General features: G+C 62.7%; 19 protein-coding genes and 1 pseudogene. 13 read left to right on the top strand and 7 right to left on the bottom strand.

Translation table 11 applies throughout. The features are described from left to right. Nucleotides 1-106: 106 nt before the first annotated feature. On the bottom strand, nucleotides 107-1,153 hold the full coding sequence (gene epmA / locus X727_RS138820) for an EF-P lysine aminoacylase EpmA (protein ID WP_023712779.1): 1,047 nt from the start codon (nucleotides 1,151-1,153) through the stop codon (nucleotides 107-109). Nucleotides 1,154-1,282: 129 nt separating this feature from the next. Here epmA and efp point away from each other — a divergent pair, with 129 nt between their 5' ends. The 3 genes from efp (at nucleotide 1,283) to X727_RS138835 (ending at nucleotide 4,284) form a co-directional block, all read left to right on the top strand. After that, entirely contained in the window at nucleotides 1,283-1,852 is a 570-nt protein-coding gene (efp, locus tag X727_RS138825; RefSeq protein WP_023682947.1) for an elongation factor P, read from the top strand. Between the two features lie 89 nt (nucleotides 1,853-1,941). Beyond that, nucleotides 1,942-3,402, top strand: coding sequence for a phospholipase D-like domain-containing protein (locus X727_RS138830; RefSeq protein ID WP_023712778.1), 1,461 nt, complete (start codon nucleotides 1,942-1,944; stop codon nucleotides 3,400-3,402). Between the two features lie 81 nt (nucleotides 3,403-3,483). After that, entirely contained in the window at nucleotides 3,484-4,284 is an 801-nt protein-coding gene (locus X727_RS138835) for an endonuclease/exonuclease/phosphatase family protein (protein WP_023671569.1), read from the top strand. 1 nt (nucleotide 4,285) lies between these two features. Here the strand turns inward: X727_RS138835 and X727_RS138840 are convergent, their stop codons facing one another. From X727_RS138840 to X727_RS138860, 5 genes are all read right to left on the bottom strand, one after another. Continuing rightward, the gene (locus tag X727_RS138840; protein WP_023835120.1) at nucleotides 4,286-6,253 is read right to left on the bottom strand and encodes a glycoside hydrolase family 127 protein; all 1,968 of its coding nucleotides are present in this window, start codon (nucleotides 6,251-6,253) and stop codon (nucleotides 4,286-4,288) included. Between the two features lie 38 nt (nucleotides 6,254-6,291). After that, nucleotides 6,292-7,149: a carbohydrate ABC transporter permease gene (locus X727_RS138845; protein WP_023705753.1), complete on the bottom strand. Its 858-nt coding sequence runs from the start codon at nucleotides 7,147-7,149 to the stop codon at nucleotides 6,292-6,294. Then, nucleotides 7,149-8,066 (bottom strand): sugar ABC transporter permease, encoded by a 918-nt coding sequence (locus X727_RS138850; RefSeq protein WP_023835119.1) that lies wholly within the window; start codon nucleotides 8,064-8,066, stop codon nucleotides 7,149-7,151. Before X727_RS138850 ends, X727_RS138845 begins: the two co-directional genes overlap by 1 nt. A 175-nt stretch (nucleotides 8,067-8,241) precedes the next feature. Next, nucleotides 8,242-9,486, bottom strand: a complete 1,245-nt coding sequence (locus X727_RS138855; protein WP_023835118.1) for a sugar ABC transporter substrate-binding protein — start codon at nucleotides 9,484-9,486, stop codon at nucleotides 8,242-8,244. Nucleotides 9,487-9,603: 117 nt separating this feature from the next. Continuing rightward, the gene (locus X727_RS138860) at nucleotides 9,604-10,662 is read right to left on the bottom strand and encodes a LacI family DNA-binding transcriptional regulator (protein ID WP_023835117.1); all 1,059 of its coding nucleotides are present in this window, start codon (nucleotides 10,660-10,662) and stop codon (nucleotides 9,604-9,606) included. A gap of 569 nt (nucleotides 10,663-11,231) precedes the next feature. On the opposite strand from X727_RS138860, the gene X727_RS138865 reads away from it, so the two are divergent. The 5 genes from X727_RS138865 (at nucleotide 11,232) to X727_RS138885 (ending at nucleotide 16,704) form a co-directional block, all read left to right on the top strand. Further along, complete coding sequence (locus X727_RS138865) at nucleotides 11,232-12,587, top strand: Eco57I restriction-modification methylase domain-containing protein (RefSeq protein WP_196815021.1); 1,356 nt, start codon at nucleotides 11,232-11,234, stop codon at nucleotides 12,585-12,587. Between the two features lie 10 nt (nucleotides 12,588-12,597). Continuing rightward, nucleotides 12,598-13,089, top strand: a complete 492-nt coding sequence (locus X727_RS138870) for an ATP-binding protein (RefSeq protein WP_196815020.1) — start codon at nucleotides 12,598-12,600, stop codon at nucleotides 13,087-13,089. Between the two features lie 126 nt (nucleotides 13,090-13,215). Continuing rightward, complete coding sequence (locus X727_RS138875; protein WP_023835114.1) at nucleotides 13,216-14,856, top strand: HAMP domain-containing sensor histidine kinase; 1,641 nt, start codon at nucleotides 13,216-13,218, stop codon at nucleotides 14,854-14,856. Next, nucleotides 14,856-15,953: a hypothetical protein gene (locus tag X727_RS138880; RefSeq protein ID WP_023835113.1), complete on the top strand. Its 1,098-nt coding sequence runs from the start codon at nucleotides 14,856-14,858 to the stop codon at nucleotides 15,951-15,953. The genes X727_RS138875 and X727_RS138880 overlap by 1 nt, the downstream gene beginning before the upstream one ends. Nucleotides 15,954-15,969: 16 nt before the next feature. Further along, nucleotides 15,970-16,704: a hypothetical protein gene (locus X727_RS138885; RefSeq protein ID WP_155923613.1), complete on the top strand. Its 735-nt coding sequence runs from the start codon at nucleotides 15,970-15,972 to the stop codon at nucleotides 16,702-16,704. 361 nt (nucleotides 16,705-17,065) lie between these two features. On the opposite strand, the gene X727_RS138890 is transcribed toward X727_RS138885, so the two are convergent. Continuing rightward, nucleotides 17,066-17,959 (bottom strand): LysR family transcriptional regulator, encoded by an 894-nt coding sequence (locus X727_RS138890; RefSeq protein WP_031204694.1) that lies wholly within the window; start codon nucleotides 17,957-17,959, stop codon nucleotides 17,066-17,068. A gap of 148 nt (nucleotides 17,960-18,107) precedes the next feature. Here X727_RS138890 and X727_RS1000000169190 point away from each other — a divergent pair. The 5 genes and pseudogenes from X727_RS1000000169190 to X727_RS138910 form a co-directional block, all read left to right on the top strand. Further along, nucleotides 18,108-18,587: pseudogene (locus X727_RS1000000169190) on the top strand (MFS transporter); the annotation flags it as partial. A gap of 62 nt (nucleotides 18,588-18,649) precedes the next feature. Continuing rightward, nucleotides 18,650-19,120, top strand: a complete 471-nt coding sequence (locus tag X727_RS1000000169185; protein ID WP_023734245.1) for a cyclophilin-like fold protein — start codon at nucleotides 18,650-18,652, stop codon at nucleotides 19,118-19,120. A gap of 19 nt (nucleotides 19,121-19,139) precedes the next feature. Further along, nucleotides 19,140-19,535 carry a cupin domain-containing protein gene (locus tag X727_RS138900; RefSeq protein WP_023682960.1) on the top strand — a complete coding sequence of 132 codons (396 nt, stop codon included), beginning with the start codon at nucleotides 19,140-19,142 and terminating at the stop codon, nucleotides 19,533-19,535. Between the two features lie 25 nt (nucleotides 19,536-19,560). Then, nucleotides 19,561-20,577, top strand: a complete 1,017-nt coding sequence (locus X727_RS138905) for a zinc-dependent alcohol dehydrogenase family protein (RefSeq protein ID WP_023835109.1) — start codon at nucleotides 19,561-19,563, stop codon at nucleotides 20,575-20,577. Nucleotides 20,578-20,634: 57 nt separating this feature from the next. Further along, nucleotides 20,635-21,069 (top strand): lipocalin-like domain-containing protein, encoded by a 435-nt coding sequence (locus tag X727_RS138910; RefSeq protein WP_023835108.1) that lies wholly within the window; start codon nucleotides 20,635-20,637, stop codon nucleotides 21,067-21,069. Nucleotides 21,070-21,091: the final 22 nt, after the last annotated feature.

Here is a 21,091-nt window from a genome sequence, read left to right as displayed (position 1 = left end):
CCGCTGCGGCATAGCGCCCGAGCGGAGCGCGAAAGCTATCCGCGGCGGCGGCCGCCAGAGACGCGCGGCTTGACCGGTTTGTGAGTTTAACCGAGGCCGATTTCCGTCAAGGAGTGGCGGCCGGCGTCCAGATCACGTCATCGATCCTCGTCGCGCCCGTTGCCAGCATCACCAGCCGGTCGAAGCCGAGCGCCGAGCCGCTGGCTTGCGGCATGATGGCGAGGGCGGCGAGAAAATCCTCATCCAGCGGATAGCGCTCGCCATAGACGCGCTCCTTCTCGTCCATCTCGGCGGCAAAGCGCCGGCGCTGCTCGGCCGGATCGGTCAGTTCGCCAAAAGCATTGGCGAGCTCGACGCCGCAGCAATAGAGCTCGAAGCGCTCGGCCACGCGCTGGTCCTCCGCGCTCGGCCGGGCGAGCGCCGCTTCCGAGATCGGATAGCCGTACAAGATGGTGGCCCGCCCCTGCCCCAGCACCGGTTCGACCTTCTCGACCATTACCCGGCTGAACAAATCGGCCCAGTTGTCATCGCCGGCCGTGCGCAGGCCGGCCTTGATCAGAGCATCATGGAGTGCGGCGCGGTCTGTGCCGCCATCGGCAGAAACGGTGGCAAGAAGATCGATGCCGGCGTAACGCGCAAAAGCTTCCGCCACGCTCACGCGTTCCGGCTCGGCGAACGGATCGGCCTCGCGGCCGCGAAAGCGGAAGGTTTTGGCGCCGGCCCGCTCGGCTGCCAGCTTCAGCAGTTCGGCGCAATCGGCCATCAGGCTGTCATAGGTTTCGCCGACCCGATACCATTCCAGCATGGTGAATTCGGGATGGTGCAAGGGGCCGCGCTCGCGGTTGCGCCAGACGGCGCCCAGGCTGAAGATGCGCCGCTCACCGGCGGCCAGCAGCTTCTTGCAGGCGAACTCCGGCGAGGTGTGGAGATAAAGCGGCCGGCGCGCGCCGTCGGCGCCGATCGCCTCGGTGGCGAAGGCTGAGAGATGCGCCTCGTTGCCGGGCGAAATCTGCAATGCCGCCGTCTCGACCTCGATGAAGTCCCGCTCGCCAAACCAGCCGCGCATTGCGGCAGCTATGGCGTTGCGGGCCATCAGCCGCGGCCGGCGGTCGGCGTGAACATCCGGCGTCCACCAGGGCGAAGCGCCAGTCATGGGTTTGCCGGGCAACGGAATTGCTGACAGGGCTGGCGGTTCGGGCCAAGATGCGCTACGGCGACGGCTCTCGCAGCCGATTTGCGCCGAACGATCGTTTCAGGCCAACGAAGTCTAGGATTGAAAACCGTGGTGAAGGTCATCGCCAGTTCGCTCCGTAAAGGCAATGTCGTCGACAAGGACGGCAAGCTTTACGTGATCCTCTTTGCCGAAAACATCCACCCTGGCAAGGGTACGCCGGTCACCCAGCTCGACATGCGCCGCATCTCCGACGGGGTGAAGGTTTCGGAGCGCTACCGCACCACCGAGCAGGTCGAGCGCGCCTATGTCGAGGAGCGCGAGCACACCTTCCTCTACGCCGACGCCGAGGGGTATCACTTCATGAACCCGGAAAGCTACGACCAGGTCGCGGTGCCGGAAAGCGTGGTCGGCGACATGGCGCCCTACCTGCTCGAAGGCATGGCGGTGCAGATTTCGCAGTTCAACGGCATCGCCATAGCCCTGGTGCTGCCGCAGCGCGCTACTTTCGAAGTGGTCGAGACGGAGCCGACGACCAAAGGCCAGACGGCGTCCTCGTCATACAAGCCGGCCGTGCTTTCCAACGGCGTGCGCACGCTGGTGCCGCCGCACATCGCGCCGGGTACCCGCGTGGTGGTGATGACGGCTGACGGGGCCTATGTGGAGCGGGCGAAGGACTGAGGCGCGAGCGCCTCCGTCCTGGTTAATCCCTTGCCCGGTACTAATCCCCCACATTGCCTTCTGCGGCCGCTGGCTCGATAGTCCTGCCGATGTGGCAGACCTTTGTGACCTACTGGCCTCTGATCCTTGTGATCATTCCGATGCTGATGGCCGCCATCGGCATCGTCCACGCAATCATGACCAAGGAAGACGTGCGCGCCGCCACCGGCTGGGTCGGCGTGATGATCTTGTCGCCGTTCCTTGGCGCGATCATCTATGCCATTGCCGGCATCAACCGCATCCGCCGCGCCACGATCAGCGCCATGCGGCCCGTCGCCGGTGAAGCCGAGACAGCCAAACACGACCACGACATTGCGCTCGAAACACTCATCTCAGCCGAATTCGGCCAGCGCTTTGCCGGCCTGAAGACGCTAGGCGACAGGGTGGCGCGGCGCGCACTGACGTCGGCAAACGCGATCACGATCCTCAGGACCGGCGACGAAGCTTACGCAGCAATGTGCCGGGCGATAGACAGCGCACAGCGCAGCATTCTGCTCGAGACCTACATCTTCGACAATGACGAGATCGGACGACGTTTTGTGGAATCGCTGGCCGGCGCGGTCCGGCGCGGTGTGACGGTTCGCGTGCTGATCGATGCGGTCGGCGTGCGCTATTCCGTGCCCAGCATCCTTGGGACACTCCGGGAAGCCGGCGTCACCGTCGATCTGTTCAACGGCAACATCGTCATGGGCCTGAGACTTCCCTATGCGAATTTGAGGACGCACAGGAAAATCCTGATCGTCGACGGTGTGGTGGCGTTCACGGGAGGCATGAACATCCGCAAGGGATTTTCGGCCGAATTCGCCGGCAGCGCCAGTTCGGCGGATACGCATTTCCAGGTCACGGGGCCCGTCGTGGCCGACCTTTTCGCGGTTGCCGCCGAAGACTGGCGTTTTGCCGGCAACGAGGCCCTCAAGGACGAGGTCTGGCACGTGGAAAAGCCCTCGCCGCCTCCCGGTCAACCGATCCTGGTGCGGGCGGTGGCCTCGGGGCCTGACGCCAGCATCGAAACCAACCATAAATTGCTGATGGGGGCATTTTCCGTCGCCCGCAAATCGATCCGCATCATGTCGCCCTATTTCCTGCCGGACCGGGAATTTGTCAGCGCGCTGGTCACGGCGGCCCGGCGCGGCGTCGAGATCGACATCGTCGTGCCCGCGGTCAACAATCTCTTCCTGGTCGGCCGCGCCATGACGGCGCAGTACGACCAGGTGCTGAAGCACTATTGCCGCGTCTGGCGGCATGAGGGGTCGTTCGACCATTCGAAGCTGTTGTCGGTCGATGGCGTCTGGGCCTATGTCGGCTCTTCCAACCTCGACGCCCGGTCGCTGCGGCTGAATTTCGAAATCGACCTGGAGGTGCTGGATACCGGCTTTGCCGCCGAGATCGAAGGGCGCATCGGAGCGGCAATCGCTTCCGCCAAACCCGTCACACTCGCAACCTTGAAAGCGCGGCCATTTCTCATCCGGGTTTTTGACCGGTTGTTATGGCTGGGATCGCCCTATCTCTAATGCATACCGCCTCGAAGTGGTCCCGGTTGTGAGAGAACGATATGCATAGAACAAAGAATCAGGACATCGAATAGCAGGCCTATGGACATAAACGGACGCAGCCTTCCTGAAACAGTGCTCCTGTCGATCCGCGGCAGGAAAGCGCGCAAGGCGAACGCGACGCCGCGCAAGCACATTGAAGGCGCCCAGATGGTGGTCGCCTCCTACAACGTCCACAAATGCATCGGCACCGACCGCAGGTTCGACCCCGAACGCACCGCCCGCGTCATCCGCGAGATCGGCCCCGACGTCATCGCGCTGCAGGAGGCCGACAACCGCTTCGGCGATCGCGCCGGGCTGCTCGACCTTGCCCGGATCGAACACGAAACCGGGCTTGTGCCGGTGCCGGTTTCCGGAAGCGGCAAGGGCCATGGCTGGCGCGGCAACGTGCTTTTGTTCAAGCGCGGCACCGTGCGCGACGTCCATCAGATCAAGCTTCCGGGACTGGAGCCCCGCGGCGCGCTGGTTGCCGAGATCGACCTCGACGAAACGCGCACTCTGCGCGTCATCGCCGCGCATCTCGGCCTGTTGCGCCGCTCGCGCTCGGAGCAGGCCCGCGTCGTGCTCGACATCATGAGCAACCAGGATGAAAGGCCGACCTTGCTGCTCGGCGACCTCAACGAATGGCGGCTGGGCAACCGCTCGGCGCTCAAGACGCTGCACGCCACCTTTGGTTTCACGCCGGCGGCGGTGCCGACTTTCCCCTCAGGCCTGCCGGTACTGGCGCTCGACCGGATCATGGCCAACCGGCACGGCATGGTCTCGTCGGTGGAAGCCCATGACACGCCGCTGTCGCGGGTTGCGTCGGATCATTTGCCGCTGACGGCGTTTGTCAGCCTCTAACTCATCCGTCCCGCAGCCAGACCAGCATCTCGCCGGGTTCACGGTTGTCCCAGGCGTAGTAAGGAACGGCGGTGATTTTCGTTTCGCTCACCGCCGGCGGATCGGTGCGATAGAGCCCGGGTTCCCAGTTTTCCTGCGCTTCCTTGCTGGCAAGTGCCGAAAGCGTGACGATGCCGCCGAGCAGGTTCGGCTCGGCATGCGCCTCGATTTTTGCCGTTCGCGGCAGAGCGATCCGATGCAACTGGCCGGCATTGTCGGTCTCCTCGACGCAATAGATCAGCGGACCGCGCGCAAGTGCGACGCGGCCGATGTCCTGACGCACCTCCGGATTGGCGAACAGACGAGCGATCGACATTTCGAGATCGAGTTCGACCCGGTCGCCCTGGCGCCACTCGCGCCGGATCGCGGCATAGCCGTCGCTGGTGATGTCATCCAGACCGACCGCGGCGCCGTTGACCTTGAGCGCCGCCTTGCCGCACCAGGAGGGGACGCGCAGGTGCAAGGTGAACTCGACCGGCGCGTCGGCTTCGATCCGGATCGAGACCGCGCCATCCCAAGGATAATTGCTGGTCTGAATCAGACTGACCGCCCGGTTCGATATGTCGAAGCGCGCGGTGCTGTCGCCGTAGAGATGGACGGCCAGCGCGTCGTCCGAGAGGGAGTAGAAATAGCTGCCGATGGAGGCGACCATGCGGCCGATATTGGGCGGGCAACAGGGGCAGCGATGCCATTTCCAGCGATTGTGCCTGCCCCGGCTCTCCAGCGGGTTCTCGTAGAAGAACAGCGAGCCGTCGAGCGACAGGCCGGAGATCGAGCCGTTGTAGAGCGCCCGCTCCATCATGTCGGCGTAGCGGGCGTTGGGACCCATGCCGAGCATGCGGCTGGCCCAGAACACCAGGCCGACCGAGGCACAGGTCTCGGCATAGGCGGTTTCGTTGGGCAGGTCGTAGTCGCTGGTAAAGCCCTCATTGTGCGCCGACGGCCCGAGGCCGCCGGTGACATAGAGGTTCTTGGTGGTGAGATCGTTCCACAGACGGTCGAGCGCTACCCTGAGCGTATCGTCGCCATATTCGGTGGCGATGTCGGCCATGCCGGAATAGAGGTACATCGCCCTGACCGCATGTCCCACGACCTTGTCCTGCTCGCGCACCGGCTTGTGCGACTGGTTGTACTCATAAGTCTTGAAATGATAGGCCTTTGGGTCGGCGCCGCGCGCACGCGCCTCCTCGTCGAAATAATGCGGCTGCTGCCCGCGCTGGTCGATGAAATACCTGGCCAGGTCCATGTATTTCTGCTCGCCGGTCGCCCGCGCCAGCTTGACCAGCGCCAGCTCGATCTCCTCATGGCCGCAATAGCCCTTCTTCTTGCCCGGCTCCGGACCGAAGGTGTCGGCGATATGGTCGACGTAGCGGCACATGATATTCAGCAGCTTGCGCTTGCCGGTGGCCTGGTAGTAGGCGACCGCGCCTTCGATCAGATGGCCGGCGCAATAGAGCTCGTGGCAATCGCGCAGATTGGTCCAGCGCTTGCCGGGCTGGATGCGCTGGTACCAGCTGGAGAGATAACCGTCTTCCTGCTGCAGTCTGCCGTAGAGGTCGATGACGGCATCGATCTTCGTCTCGAGCGCCGCGTTCTTGCGCCGGTAGAGCGAATAGGCCGCGGTCTCGATGGTCTTGCCCCAATCGGAGTCCCAGAACATCTGCGTCGTCACCGTCGAGCCGGTGAAGCCGGGGCTGGCCGCCTCGTCGGGCGACGGCGAATGGAACGGAATGACGACGCCCGGCGAGGGCCGGTCCGGGTCGATCTGCTCCAGCATGCGCGCCTCGACGCAGCGCTCGTAGAGGATGTCGGCGGTGCGCGACGCCACGGCATCGACACGGTCGCCCCAGAAGCCGCGGACATCGACCTGCGGCACCGGCAGCGGGCGGAAGGCGAGTTTGCCGGGCTTGGCGGATGGTTGAACGGTCATCGTGTCACTCCGTTGGATATTGGTCATTTCACGGGGGGTCATTTCACCGCGCCGGCCATCAGGCCGCGGATGTAGAAGCGCTGCAGCAAGAGGAAGAGCACCAGGCACGGCACCATCATCACGGTGACGCCCGCCTGCACCGCGCCCCAGTCGATGGCGCCGAAGCGGCCGGACTGAAGTGCGGTCATCATGATCGGCAGCGTGAATTTGGACTGGTCGGTCATCAGCACGAGTGCGGCCAGGAATTCGTTCCAGGCGCCGAGGAAGGCGAACAGCGCGATGGTGACGATGCCCGGCCAGACCAGCGGCAGCATCACCTTGAGCAGCATGGTGACGTTGTTGGCGCCGTCCATGCGCGCGGCCTCCTCGATCTCGCGCGGCACCGCGTCGAAGGCGTTGCGCATCATGAAGATCGAGAACGGCAATTGCAGCGTGACGTAGACCAGGACAAGCCCGGTCAGCGTGTTGTGCAGGCCGACCTTGGTCAGCACCAGGAAGATCGGCGTCAGGATCGACTGGAACGGGATCATGATCGTCGAAAGGATCACGATGAAGAGCACATCCTTCATGGGAAAGCGGAAGCGCGAAAACCCGTAGCCGGCCAGCACGCTGACGATGACCGACAGGATCACCGTCATCGAGGCGACATAGAGGCTGTTTTGCGCCGGCAGCCAGAGGCCGTCGCCAAAGGTGTCGAGCGTGCGGTAGTTCTCGACCGAAAAGCCTGTCGTCGGCCATGGCGGCAGCGGCGGCTGGCGCGCCTCCTGCGCCGGCTTGAAGGTCGACAGCACGGCCCAGACGATCGGCGCGATGAACAGCACTGAGGCGATCATGCCGGTCGAATGCTCGGCGATCCTGAGCCAGAGGCGGCTGCTGCGGCTTCTTGCCTGCGCCATCAGTCGATGCCCTCCGGCTTGCGCAGCAGCCACAGCTGGACCAGGCTGAGCGCCACCAATATGGCCAGCAGGATCATCGACAAAGCGGCGCCATAGCCGAGCTTGAACGAGACGAAGGACTGGTTGAAGATCCAGTAGACGGCGGTCAGCGTCTGGTTGCGCGGGCCGCCGCGCAGGATGATGTAGAACTGGTCGAAGGCGAGGATCGAGCCGGCGATCGACAGGATCAGCGCCAGCGCCAGCGTGCGGCGCATCAGCGGCAGGGTGATGGCGCGAAAGCGCGCGAACGGCCCTGCCCCGTCGATCATCGCGGCTTCCTGCAGGTCGGTCGGGATCGACTGCAGGCCGGTCATCAGGATGATCATGGTGAAGCCCGCCACCTTCCAGACGACCATGGCGATGATCGACCAGAAGGCCGGCTGGAACGTCGCCAGGAGGTTGAACTTTTTCGCCGTCAGGCCGAAATCGTAGGCGGCCGGGCTGAACAGGCCGGAATCGACATTGAGCAGCCACGACCAGAGCAGGCTGGCCGAGGCGAAGCCGACGACCGCCGGCATGAAGAAGGATGTCCGGTAAAAGCCGGTCAGCCGCCTGGGCTTTTCGATGAACAGCGCCAGCGGAAAGGCGACGGCGAAGATCACGATGGTGACGATCACGGTGTAGTAGGCGGTGAAGCTCAGCGCGTTCCAGAAACGGTTGTCGCGCAGGATCGCCCGGTAATTGTCGAAGCCGATGTAAAAATGCTCGCCCATCAGCGGCCAGTTGTGCAGCGACATCCACGCGGTCATGCCGAGCGGGATGATGAAGAAGAAGACGACCAGTGCCACTGCCGGCGCGACATAGAGCAGGCCGATCCACTGCCGGCGGCCGGCGCCGACGAGTTTTCTGGCGCGTGGCGGGGTGGTGGTGGCGGTCATACGTGGGCTCCGGGTGCGGTGATCCCCCTCCCCCTCGAGGGGAGGGTCCGGCCGCAGGCCGGGGGTGGGGTCCTCCGCGCAGTGCGCCGACGAAAAAGAACGTCGAGCACTGCCGGAACGACCCCACCCGGACCTGCGGTCCGACCTCCCCTCGAGGGGGAGGTAGGGGCGGCGCTTACTTTTGCGGCGCCTGGTCGATGATGGACTGCATGGTCTCTTGTGCATTGGCGATGGCGCCATCGACGTCGTCGCCGAAGACGACCTCGTTGATCATCTGCGTCCACGGACCGTTGGCCGAGTTGATCAGGTCGTTGAACACCACGGAATAGGGCGTGCGGCCCTTGGCCATGGCTTCGGCGGCGATCTGGTAGCGCGGATCGAGATCCTTCAGCGCCTCCTTGGCGATGTCGCCGCGCACCGGCAGGCTGCCGTATTTGGCCAGGATGGTCTGGCCTTCTAGCGAATAGGCGAAGTCGAGAAACTCCTTCACCACGGCGAGCTTCTTGGTGCCCTTGGTGACGACGAAATTGTCGCCGCCGGCAAACGAAGACCAGCCGCTGTCCTTGCCCGGCAGGAAGGTGACGCCATAGTCGATATCCGGATACTGGGTGTTGAGCGCGCCGATGGCGAAGGCGCCGGACGGCGAAATGCCGATATTGCCGGTGGCGAAGGCGGCAAAGAAGTTGGCGCCGGTGTCGGTCTGCGCGCCGGCCGGCACCAGATCCTTCTTGACCATCGAGCGGTAGAGGTCGATGGCGCCGCGCAGCTGCGGGCTGTCCAGCGTCGCCTTCGAGCCGTCCTCGGAGAGGATGTCGCCGCCCGAGGCCCAGATCAGCGGCGTGAAGGTGAAGATATTGCAGCCGCCGCAATTGCCGGAGAAATAAAAGCCCTTGATGTCGCCGCCGAGCGCGTTGACCTTTTCGGCATCGGCCTCGATCTCGGCCCAGTTGGCCGGCCCCTTGTCCGGATCGAGCCCCGCCTGCTTGAACAATTTCTTGTTCCAGATCAGCACCGAGGCGTCGGCCGAGAACGGCAGCCCATAAATGTGGTCCTTGTAGGTGCCGGTCTTGACGTGCGCCGGCGACAGGCTGGCGAAATAGGGCAGCGACTTCGCCCAGTCGGTAATGTCTTCGAGCTGGCCGGCGGCGGCAAAGGACGGCGTGTAGATCAGGTCGAGCGACAGCGCGTCGGGCGCCGTGCCGCCGGCGGCGGCGGCGCCATATTTCGGGATGATCTCGGCATTGGGAATGATGTCCAGCTTGACCTTGTTCTCATGGCCCTTGTTGAAGGCATCGACGATGCGGGGCATGAAGTTCGAGCCGTCGGCGCGAACCCAGATGTTGGCGGTGTCGGCGGCAAAAGCTGTTGCCAGCGTGCCCAGAATGCTCGCAAAGGCGAGCCCGGCGATCATGGTCTTCATGGTTCTCCTCCTCATGGTTCAGTTCTCCTCCCTGTAACCGCGCTCCCAGCGCGGCCTTTGCTTGATGCATGTCGTTGTCCCAAACCGCTGCGCACTTTTGGGCGACAGGCATTGGTCTCAGCCGCCCGGCGGACGGCCGCATGACTGACGCACCACCAGCCGGCACGGCAGTTTTCGAATGCCCGGCGCGGCGGGTTGGCCGCCGACGAGCGAAAGCAGTGTGAGGCCGGCCTCGCGGCCGAGCGCCGCCAGGTTCATGTCGACCGAGGTCAGCGGCGGGCGGGTTGCCTCGGCCACGATCTCCCAATTGTCGAAGCCGATGACGCCGACGTCGCCAGGCACGCCTAAGCCGCGCTCGCGCAGCGCATCGATGACGCCGCGCGCGATCTGGTCGTTGCCGCAGAACACGGCGTCGGGTTTCTCTCCCTTCTTGTTGAAGAGCGTTGGGCCGTCGAACAGCTTTCCGACGGCTTCATGCCCCCAGGCTTCCGACCACGAACCGAGCAAGGGCTCGCTCACAGGCAGGCCGTGGGCGGCCAGCACATCGCGAAAAGCCTGTGCCCGCTCATTCACCACGGCAAAACTGGCGGGACCGCTGACATGGGCGATGCGCCGACGCCCGAGCCGGCAAAAATGCTCGACCGCCAGCCGCGCGCCGCCGGCATCGTCGGAGACGAAGGCGATGGCATCGGGATCGGGCTGGCTGAAGGCGTAGATGACGGGCACGCCGAGATTGGCGAGGTCGACCGGCAGATGGCGGTCGATGCGCTTGCCGCTGGCGATTATGCCGTCGATGCGCTTGTCCAGCATCGCCTCGACATGCAGCTGCGCCAGCCGCGGATCGTCCTCGACATTGCACATGAACACCGACACGCCGGCATCGACCAGCGCGTCCGAAATGCCCGACATGACCGGCAGCGAAAAGCGGCCATAGGTATCGTTGGTCAACAGGCCGACGGTAAAGGAGCGGCGCCGCAGCAGGCTCTGCGCCAGGCTGTTGGGACGAAAGCCCAGCCGCTGCGCCGTCTCGCGAATGCGCTGCCGCGTCTCGGCCGTCATCCGCCCCTGCCCGTTCAGCGCCTTCGACGCCGTGGCCACACTGACGCCAGCCATCGCCGCCACTTCACGCAGGGTGATGGGTTGTTTGGCGGGTGCTGGCGAGGTGTCGGAGGCCATTGTTGGGGTGTAAGTCCTCGGGCTGGGAAAAGGTTTTCTCTTTGTGGACCTGAGTGTGTCGAGGTGGGTGATCGACGGCGTTGCGAGACTTGGGAAAAGGTTTTTTCAAAGCCAGACTAAGATGAGAATTTGGGGCTGGCAAGGGGGATGTGGCCAGTGGCGACGCGATCGAGGAGGTGTTCATCATGACCGCTTGCGCTCAAATCGATAGAAAACCGGACATGGCGCGGCCCCGGGCTCGGTGTGGAGCTGACCTTGCGAAAAGCAGGCTTTCGCGACAGGATAGCTGGCGGTTGTGCCACGGCTTGTGGAGAGCGAAAAACGTTGCAAAATTTCTGTCACGTAAGCGCCAATCCTGCTAAGTTTGCCGAGATACTGCTGAGCGATGCACGCCTCTCCAGCTGTTATTAACGATCTTGCAGCTACAAGCGATTGTCCGACGTCGACCGTAACGCTAGGTTTGTCGCCCCGGGGGGCGGCTCTGAAGAGATTCGGGCCGCAAGAATGATGTGACGGATGAGCCACTGCGTATGACTATGGATTGCGAGCCAGCGGTCAAAGCACGCCAAGTGATCGACTTAACCCGTGATTGGGGTGATTGGAATAGCGTCTCTCTTTATCTCGATCGGTGCCAAGTCGATACTCCTAGTGAGCTCGTCGAGGCCACTTGGGTACACGTCGGTCTTCTGCGATCCCGAGTCGGCAAAGTCCTCGACTTAGGCGCAGGTGATGCACGTTTTGCGTTCGGAGGAAACTATTCAGAATATGTCGGCTACGAGATCGACGGCGATCGCTGTGCCGACGTAAAGCTGCCTCCAAACGCAAGGCTGCTGAACCGCTGCGCGTTCTCGGACGACGTTGATAACGCGGACGTTTGTATCGGCAATCCGCCCTTTGTTCGCAATCAGGACCTGCCGGCGGGCTGGCGTGAGCAGGCGTCGAAGGTTCTTCAACGTCGTCTTGGAATACACGTATCCGGCCTTGCGAACGCATGGCAATACTTTTTCCTCCAGGCTCTCGCCAGCCTCAAGGGCGACGGGCTTTGTGCGCTCGTTATCCCGTATGAATGGGTCTCGCGACCGTCGGCTCGCGCGCTGAGAACCTTCATCGAGGAGCAGCGCTGGGAGGTGAAAGTCTACCGGCTGGTGGACACTACTTTCGACAGCGTGCTGACCACATCATCCATCACAATCGTCGATAAGGCCAAGCGCACTGGCAAATGGAGCTACTTCGAGGAGACGGCCGACGGGGATTACCTGCCTCTTTCGTCACCGAGTGGGTCGAGCGCGGGCGTTATCAGCTATGTGAAGCGGAGCGATATCCCTGAGGGTGCGCCCCGCGCGGTTCGAGGTTTGAGTCCGGGAACGCAGAAGGTCCTTACCCTTACCGAGGGCGAGCGTGTGCGGAGCGGGCTAGTGATTGGCCGAGATGTCGTGCCCTGCATAACCACCCTACGAACGCTGCCAGGCGACCTGCGGGAGCTAGATGATGCGGCGTTTAAGAAGCACTACCGGTCACCCGGCCAGAAATGCTGGCTCATCCGCACCGACGTCAGCCAGAGCGCAGCCCTGCGCTGTTACCTGAACGCCGTGCCGGCTGAACAGTACCAGACAGCGACATGTCTGGAGCGGGAGAACTGGTGGGAGTTCAAGATGCCGCCAGTGCCTGGCGTCTTAATCGCACAAAGTTTCAAAGGCGAGTTTCCGAAAGGGGTACGCAACGCAGTCGGCGCGCGTGCTGTCGGCGGCGTCTCCGGAGTTTTCAACGTGACCGTGGAGCAAATGGTCGCAATCGTCGGCGGTCTCGACGGGCAGGATCTTCGGGACCGGGTCGTCGCGCACTCGAACGGCCTTAGGAAGATTGAAATCAACCAGCTGAACGCGCTTCTGTTGGCCAAGTTTTCTTCGGTCGCATCGCGTGGCTAAGGCCCCCACCGTGAAGAAGGACCGTGTGCTCGACGAGGGAACGATTTCGTTCACCATCGAGAGCCGGATCCTACGCGAACTTGGCGAGCGCTTGGTCAAGCAGCCCGAAGTCGCGGTCGTCGAGTTGATCAAGAACGCCTACGACGCAGACGCGATTGAATGTACCGTCGACTACGATCCTCCACGTTCGATCACGGTCGCCGACGATGGTTCCGGCATGACGTTGGATCGCTTCACCAATGGTTGGATGCGGATTGGAACGAGTTCCAAGGAAGCAATTAGGTTCAGCGACGTCTATTCAAGGCTCATCACAGGTGAGAAGGGTATCGGTCGGTTCGCGGTCCGGTTCCTTGGACGAGCGTTGAAGCTCGAGTCGGTTGCTGATGATGCCGACCGCGGGGTGCGGACTCGGCTTACCGCCACGTTCGATTGGCCGAAGTTCGATCGGCACGAGGACCTCGGCAAGGTTCAGGTGCCATACGTTCTGACCGAGGTGCCGTAGGAAACCGCAACTGGAACCGTCCTGACAATCACCAGGCTGCGGACGGAAGCGGGCCGACTCGACCTGAATACAGTTCGAACCGGATCCATCGGTATCTTGACGCCGCTTCGATCGCTCTTCCGAGAGATGACCGAAGGCGTCGATGTCGAGGTGTCTGACGAGGACGGTGAGGCTGTCGATCCTGGGTTCATTCTGAACGTGCGGATCGGCGACGACGATGAGCAGAGCGACGTCGCCGCCGCGATCCTAGACGCTTATGTTCTCCGTGCCAAGCTGCGGCTTCGCGGCGACAAAGTCGATCTACGCATCTATCGGCGAGGGCAGCGAGCGGCGTACCTGAAGGTCGTTGATACCTACCCGAATGAGATTGGGAAGCTTTACGCCGACATTCGCTTCTTCCCGCGACGGACCGGGACGTTCACCAACATGCCGGTTGACGGCCGCCGCGCCCAGTCGTGGGTCGCGGCGAACCACGGTGTCGCGGTGTTCGACAGAAGCTTTCGAGTGCAGCCCTACGGTTCGTCACGTGACGATTGGCTGCAATTGCAGGCGGACGCAGCGCGCAACCGTCGTGACTCGCGGTCGTCAATCTCTGCCAAGCACTTCGCCATGCCGGCGCAAGTGCGAGCGGACACGTCGCAGAACTGGATGCTGCGATTGCCGCAGTCAGCGCAGCTGGTTGGGTTGGTCCAAGTTGAGGGCACTCGATCGAATGAGTTGGACCCCGGCGGCTATGAGGAGGGCCTTATCGCGTCGGCCGACCGTGAGGGCTTTGTCGAGAATGCCGCCTTCGCGCAGTTAAATGACCTAGTCCGCGGAGCCGTCGAGGCGATCGCATATGCCGACCGAAAGCTCCAGCAGGAAGAGGAGCTAGCCCAGCAGGAAGCGCTTCTCGCCGAGATCCGCGACCGGACGCGCTCGGCTATTTCAGAAGTCCAGTCGAACCCAAACATCGCTGCGCAAGACAAGGTGCGCATCGTTGCTGCGATCGCGCAGACGCAGCAGCTCGTTGAGCGACAAGAGGAGAATGCTAGGGAGCGCGAACAACAGCTTGAAGTCATGAGCTTGCTCGGCATCGTCGCCGGTTTTATGACACATGAGTTCGGCGTTGCCCTTCAGGAACTTGAGTCAACCCAAAAGGACCTGGTTGAACTCGCGAAGTCGCAGCCGAAATTCAAACCGCAAGTCGAGGCGTTCGCCGCCCACATTCGCCAGCTAAAAGAGTTCGTCACGTACTCGTCCGGATACATCCAAGGCGCGAAGACTACTCCCAGCAAGCCATATCCAGTTAGGCCACGGCTCCAGCAGGTCAAGCGCGTATTTGGCCGTTACGCCGAGGAGCGAAAAATAGAGGTCGAGATTTCTGCGGAGAGCGATTTGCCAGCGCCGCCGGTGCCGGTATCGCTATACAACGGCATCGCTCTCAACCTCTATACTAACGCGCTCAAAGCAGTGACGGCGAAGATCGGTAAGGACCCGGGCAAAATCGCTTTTCGGGCCTGGAATGAAGGTAAGTGGCACTACCTCGAGGTTTCCGATACGGGCGTCGGTATTCCGAATGCGCTCCATGAGAGGGTTTTTGATCCTCTCTTTACCACGACGCAATCGAAAAATGATCCTCTCGGTTCGGGTATGGGGCTGGGGTTGGCTCTTGTACGGCGTGGAGCGGAAGCCTTCGGTGGCAGAGCGGAACTCGTCGTTCCGCCGGCCGAGTTTGCAACCTGCGTGCGGGTTCGCCTGCCGCTTCCGGCTGGAGGAACTCGGTGATGTCCAATGCAAAGCCGTCGCTTCTCTTAATCGACGATAATGCTCCGAACCTTGAGGCGCTTCGGCAACGCCTCGTCGCACGGCTTCATCCTGACGAAGTCGACCTCAGAACTTGGGTTCCGACCGAGAACGATGGGCCGCCGGCCGAAGCCTTCGAAGCCCGTGTGGACGAGAATACTGCACTTGTCATCACCGACTATGATCTCACCACCAGCGTCAGAGGGCTCTTCGGTTTAAGTATCGTGGCATGGTGCCAGAAGAAGTCGATTCCTGTGGGCGATTTCTCACGTGGCAACGTGGCGGCGTTGCCGAAAGAACCGAATCTATTCGAGCTGCGCGTACCCACCGACGATGAGCACGATGCTGCGTTTATCGCGACAATGTTCCGTGGATTCCGAGTGCTGCGCCAAGGGATCGAAGATTGGCCTGCGCTCCTTACCGAGCGCCGTAGCTTAGCGGCGGTATTGGCGTCGTTGCTCGGACGGGCTAGGCTTGAAAGTCAATTCGCCGCTTACATGTCGCGCCTCGGTGCTGCGAACTCCGCCCTATTGCAGCGACTGCGCGACTTCGCAGGCGACGAGGAGCCAAACGACGAGGACAAAATCAGGCTTCTGACCTACGTTCTTGGTCATGTTCTCTTCAATGCCGTGTTGAAATACCCAGGCCCGATCCTCTCGTGCAAGGCACTGTGCGCTTACGTTGCGACGAGCCCGGAAGAGGGCCCTGCGATCGAGCCTTACTTCGCCAACGCACGTTATCTTGGACCATTCAGTGAGGGCCAGAGCCTGTTCTGGAAAGAGGAAGTCGATCGCATACTCGATCAATTAGGCGCCGAGCTGGGCGAGGTGCAATTTGAGTCTTTCGCCGACCTCAATCGCCACATCATGGAAACGGCGCTGGGACGACCGCTCGCGCACCATCAGTGTGACCGGTGTGGCGGCGTGAAGGGCGGTTTCTGGTGCCCATTCACCTTGCGGCCGGTTTGCGAGCGCTCCGACTGCTCGGTGCCTTCGAGCAGCTGGATACCTACCGGCGCGCAGCTGAGCCGGGCGGAGAAAGATTTCTACGACGAATGGGCCCCCCTGTTGGGTCTATGAGGGGGATTGCCGTCAGGTGAACAAGGATGCGCATCGTGTGAGGCTAAAGGTCAACGACGCTTGGCAGGCGGCGATCTATGGCCTACAGCAGATGAGCCAGGTGAGCTCTGTAATGCCGCAAAGCGGCTATGAGGCGTTCAGGCTCGACACAAATGCTCCCGACGATGAAGTAAAGCTCGATTTCGGACCGATCGTCTTCAACGTCCCAGAGCGGCCGAACCGACGTTCGCCTGACCTCTTTGTAGTGGCTCAGGGTTGGCTGACCCTCGAGGGCCCTGACTTCAAGCAGTTGCCTCTGCGGACGAAAAGCTTTGGAACGGAAGTCGGCTATTTTCGTCAGAAGGGGCAAAGTCTCGAGCATGTCTATGGCGCTCACTTTGACATGGACGAAATCAGACCGGGCCATCCCGTCTTCCACGTCCAGTTCGGGTCACAGCAGGCGTTCGTTGCCGCCGTACACACTTTGTTCAAGCGAGATGAGGCGGTGGTGGATCGTGTCGGAGCAGTACTTGGTACGGTTCGAACGCCTTCGGCGCAGATGGACATCTTCTCCGTCATCGCGCAGATTTGCGCGGATCATCTGATGTGGCAGGACTCCAGCACAGACGTGAAGGATGCGTTTGCGAAGCTGCGAAGATCTGGCGATTTCCTCGTTGGGGCAGCACACCGGCTACCGTTCCTGAGCGAGGCACACGCCGCAGGCTGCTATCGCGCCTCCCATTGGTACGAAGCGCCGGCAGCGAACGCCTGATGCGTGCGCTTGAGGATGGCTGGATAGATGAGCAATCCCGACGCACAGCAACTGGGGCGGGGCTTATTCCACGAACGGCGGGTGGCGTGCGAAGCGAGGTGGACGCCTTCGAGGGCGCGTCCTGTCCCTAGCATGCAAGCTTGAGCGGATGGTCCATGCGCTGATCTTCTGGCATCTTTTCCGAGATCGGGACGACGGCATGGATGCATCTTCGAGGAAGACGTGCTCCATGATGTCGGCTAGGCCTCAAGCGCAAGGTACGACTGGCTCGGAAGATCGCTGAACATTGGCTGTTCGATGACGACGGCGATCCGGTTGGCTACGGGCCAAGCTCAGCCTCTATGATCCAAACAGTCTCGGGTCAGATGCGATGGCGGAGCGCGTCGATGATCACTGCCATCGCAGGGGAGAGCTGTCGCCTGCTTGGATAGTAGAGGTGATAGCCGGCAAATGGCGGGCTCCAGTCATCGAGCACGAGCCTGAGGCGTCCCTCGGCGATGTGGTGGCTGACGAGGTTTTCCGGGACGTAGGCGATCCCGAAACCGCTTGTCGCAGCCTCGATCATGGGAATGGACGAATTGAAGGTGAGTTGGCCCTCCACCCGCACACGTAGGTCGCGGCCATCCCTGGCGAATTCCCAGGCATACAATCCGCCGAACGTCGCCTGCCGCATATTGATGCAGTCATGGTCGACCAGGTCCTGAGGCGCGGTCGGAACCGGATGGCGGGAAAAGTAGTCCGGCGACGCCACGGCCACGAGCCTCCAATCGGGCCCGATGCGCACTGCGATCATATCCCTGTCGATGCTCTCGCCAAGCCGCACGCCTGCGTCGAAGCGCTCCTCCACAATGTTCTTCATGCCGTTGTCGCTGTAGAGCTCGACGCGCACGTCGGGATTGTCGCTGAGCAAGGGCTGCAGCTTCGGCCAGACGGTCGTCTGGAGCGCATGGTCGGACAGGGTGATGCGGACCGTTCCGGAGGGCTTGTCGCGAAACGCCACCAGGCTTGCGAGGTCGGATTCGATTTCCTCGAAGCGCGGAACGAGCGATTGGAAAAGTCGCTCGCCGGCCTCGGTCGGAGAGACGCTCCGTGTCGTACGCGTCAGCAGGCGGACGCCAAGACGAGCTTCAAGCTCCTTGATTGTCGAACTCAGGGTCGACTGCGAGGTTCCGAGCTTGGCCGCCGCCCTGGTGAAGCTGCGCTCCCGGGCGACCGCCACGAACCAGAGCAGATCCTTCATGCCATCGCGTTGCACAGGGCACCTCCCATCGGACATTCATATCATGAGCAGATAAGTCCATGCGGATTGCTTAGTCTACTTAAATGGGTTCCCCTGCAATATCTTCTGGCAGCGATGGGGATTGGCGGCTGATCCGTCCGGTCGCTTTGCCAGGATGCCAATCATGGAAACCACGTACGACACAAGGCTTGTTGAAAACCGCGCCGCATGGGGCGCGGTGTTGTCGATGGCGCTGTGTGTTTTCGTGCTCATCGCGTCGGAATTCATGCCGGTCAGCCTGCTGTCGCCGCTAGCGGCCGATCTCGGCATCACCGAGGGCCGGGCGGGACAGGCGATCTCGATTTCGGGCGCTTTCGCCGTCGTGACCAGCCTGCTGGTCGCCGGCCTCACGCGCCACATCGACCGCCGACTGGTCGTGACCGGCTTTACCCTCCTCCTCATCGTGTCCGGTCTGGCTGTCACCTTCGCGCCGAACTACGCGTTGCTCATGGTCGGCCGGGCGCTGCTCGGTATCGCGATCGGCGGGTTCTGGTCGATGTCGACCGCGATCGTCATGCGCCTCGTGCCGCAAGACATGGTTCCGAAGGGTCTCGCCATGCTGAACGCCGGCAATGCCATTGCGGCCACCATCGCCGCGCCGCTGCTGCTCTGCGGATCGGCGGTCGCCGCCCTTGCCGCAGCGCATATGGCCCGGAGGTCTTTGCCGTGACGAACGAACATGCGCCGCTCAGCCGCCGGACATTGCTCGGCGCCGCGCTCGCGGCGGCGGCCCTGCCTCGCACAGCCGCCGGCCAGGAAGGCCAATCTCCCGTCAGCCAGGAGCCCACCGACATGAAGATCAGGATGGTTTTCAACGGCCGCACCATGACCGCCACGCTCTACGACAATCCGTCGGCGCACGACTTCTTCTCCATGCTGCCGCTCGACCTCGAAATCGAGGACTACGCCCATAACGAGAAGATCGCCTATCTGCCGCGCAAGCTGACCGAGGAGGGAAGCGGTCCGTTCGCCGACGAGCAGCCCTATGACCTGTGCTATTTCATGCCGTGGGGCAACCTGGCCATGTTCTACGCCGACTACCGCCATCCGGGGCTGATCAGGCTTGGCCGCTTCGACGAGGGCGAGCAGGCCCTGCACATTCGCGGCAAATTCCCGCTTCGCATCGAACGCATTTGAGGACGCAAAGGAGATCACCATGGACATTCTTCGCGCCGGCACCAGGCCTTCCGGCAAGGGACCGCCTGACTGGTTCACCGGAACGGTGCGGATCGATCCGCTCTTCAATCCCTTCGACGCCGAGCGGGTTCAAGGCGCACAGGTGACCTTCGAGCCCGGCGCCCGCACCGCCTGGCACACGCATCCGCTCGGCCAGACGCTGATCGTCGTCTCCGGCCTCGGTCGCGTGCAGCGCGAAGGTGGCCCGGTCGAGGAAATCCATCCGGGCGATGTCGTCTGGTTCGCTCCCGGCGAAAAGCACTGGCACGGCGCGTCGCCTCGGACCGCCATGACCCACATCGCCCTCCAGGAGGTCAAGGACGGCAAGGTCGTGGACTGGCTGGAACATGTCAGCGACGCCGACTACGGCGGCTGATCTTCTCCCCTCGGAAGGAACCAACATGCTTGCAACCGTTCTTCACAAACCGGGCGACATACGCTGCGAGGAAATCGCCGATCCGAAAATCATGCGGCCGACGGACGCCATCATCAAGCTGTCGGCAAGCTGCATCTGCGGCTCGGACCTGTGGCCCTATCGCGGGCTGCAGCCGGTCGCCGGGCCGATGCATATGGGCCACGAATATTGCGGCATCGTCGTCGAGGTCGGCGCAGAGGTGCGCACGGTCCGCCCCGGCCAGTTCGTCGTGGGGTCATTCTGCCTCTCCGACAATACCTGCCCGCATTGCCGCTTCGGCTTCCAGTCGTCTTGCGTGCAGCGCGAGTTCATGTCGGGCGCGCAGGCGCCTTACGCTCGCGTACCCCTGGCCGATGGCACACTGGTCGCCACCACCGAGGTCCCGCCGGCCGACCTCATCCCAGACCTGCTGGCTGTGTCCGATGTGCTCGGCACCGGCTGGTATGCGGCCGACGCAGCCGAGGTCCGCGAAGGATCGACGGTGGTGGTGGTCGGCGACGGTGCGGTCGGCCTGATGGGCGTGCTTGCGGCCAAGGAGATGGGCGCCGAGCGCATCATCGCCATGAGCCGGCACGCCAGCCGCCAAAAGCTCGCCCGCGAGTTCGGCGCCACCGACATCGTCGCCGAGCGCGGCGAGGAAGGCGTGGCCCGCATCAAGGAACTCACCAAGGGCGTCGGCGCGGACTCCGTGCTGGAATGCGTCGGCACGGGAGAATCCTTCGACCAGGCGCTGGCCTGCTCCCGCCCCGGCGGCACCATCGGCTATGTCGGCGTGCCGCATGGCGTGAACTTCGACGGCCAAAAACTATTCTTCGGCCAGAAACGCATGCTGGGCGGCCCGGCGCCGGTGCGCCGCTTCCTGCCCGACCTGATGGACCGTGTGCTGCAAGGTCGGATCAAGCCCGGCAAGGTCTTCGACCTCAAGCTGCCGTTGGCCGAGGTCGCTGAAGGCTATCGCGCCATGGACGAGCGTCGCGCCATCAAGGTCATGCTTTCGGTGTGAGCAAGATCGGGCGGACGGTCTGTGCGCTCCCACAACTCAGAAAAGGAACAACGACATATGACGATGAGATTGAAGATTGCCGCCCTTGCTCTTGCGCTTTCGGTCGCCACGCCGGCTTTCTCGCAAGAGTCCGCGATCATCGGCGCATGGCGGATGATTTCGCTCGAGGCCGGGGCAGAGGGAAACCTGAAGCCCGTGCCCTATTCCGGCCAGGTCATCTTCACCGAGGCCGGCACCCTCTCGGTGCAGGCGCAGAACCCCGACCCCAAGGCGCCGGACACGCCTTACACGGCGAATGGCTACGAAGCCTATTACGGGCCGGTCGCCATCAACGACCAGGACAAGACCTTCGTCATCACCATCGAGTCCTCCCTGGTCCGCAACCTTGTCGGGAAGAGCATGAAACGCAAATTCGAGGTCTCGGACAACGAACTGGTCCTCACGCCGGACAACCCGGCCGAAGGCTGGCGCGTAACCTACGAACGCTACTGATCCGAACAGTTGGGTTACCGAA

It is taken from the genome of Mesorhizobium sp. L103C105A0 (assembly GCF_000502215.1).
Taxonomy (GTDB): domain Bacteria; phylum Pseudomonadota; class Alphaproteobacteria; order Rhizobiales; family Rhizobiaceae; genus Mesorhizobium.
The sequence above is the reverse complement of the archived record's forward strand: the minus strand, read 5'-3'. Positions and strand labels throughout refer to the sequence as shown.

Bases quoted from the DNA above. Each gene is read 5' to 3' on its own strand.
- epmA (WP_023712779.1), bottom strand. From the start codon at position 1,153: ATGACTGGCGCTTCGCCCTGGTGGACGCCGGATGTTCACGCCGACCGC.
- X727_RS138830 (WP_023712778.1), top strand. From the start codon at position 1,942: ATGTGGCAGACCTTTGTGACCTACTGGCCTCTGATCCTTGTGATCATT.
- X727_RS138835 (WP_023671569.1), top strand. From the start codon at position 3,484: ATGGACATAAACGGACGCAGCCTTCCTGAAACAGTGCTCCTGTCGATC.
- X727_RS138840 (WP_023835120.1), bottom strand. From the start codon at position 6,253: ATGACCGTTCAACCATCCGCCAAGCCCGGCAAACTCGCCTTCCGCCCG.
- X727_RS138845 (WP_023705753.1), bottom strand. From the start codon at position 7,149: ATGGCGCAGGCAAGAAGCCGCAGCAGCCGCCTCTGGCTCAGGATCGCC.
- X727_RS138850 (WP_023835119.1), bottom strand. From the start codon at position 8,066: ATGACCGCCACCACCACCCCGCCACGCGCCAGAAAACTCGTCGGCGCC.
- X727_RS138855 (WP_023835118.1), bottom strand. From the start codon at position 9,486: ATGAAGACCATGATCGCCGGGCTCGCCTTTGCGAGCATTCTGGGCACG.
- X727_RS138860 (WP_023835117.1), bottom strand. From the start codon at position 10,662: ATGGCCTCCGACACCTCGCCAGCACCCGCCAAACAACCCATCACCCTG.
- X727_RS138875 (WP_023835114.1), top strand. From the start codon at position 13,216: ATGACCGAAGGCGTCGATGTCGAGGTGTCTGACGAGGACGGTGAGGCT.
- X727_RS138880 (WP_023835113.1), top strand. From the start codon at position 14,856: ATGTCCAATGCAAAGCCGTCGCTTCTCTTAATCGACGATAATGCTCCG.
- X727_RS138900 (WP_023682960.1), top strand. From the start codon at position 19,140: ATGGACATTCTTCGCGCCGGCACCAGGCCTTCCGGCAAGGGACCGCCT.
- X727_RS138905 (WP_023835109.1), top strand. From the start codon at position 19,561: ATGCTTGCAACCGTTCTTCACAAACCGGGCGACATACGCTGCGAGGAA.
- X727_RS138910 (WP_023835108.1), top strand. From the start codon at position 20,635: ATGACGATGAGATTGAAGATTGCCGCCCTTGCTCTTGCGCTTTCGGTC.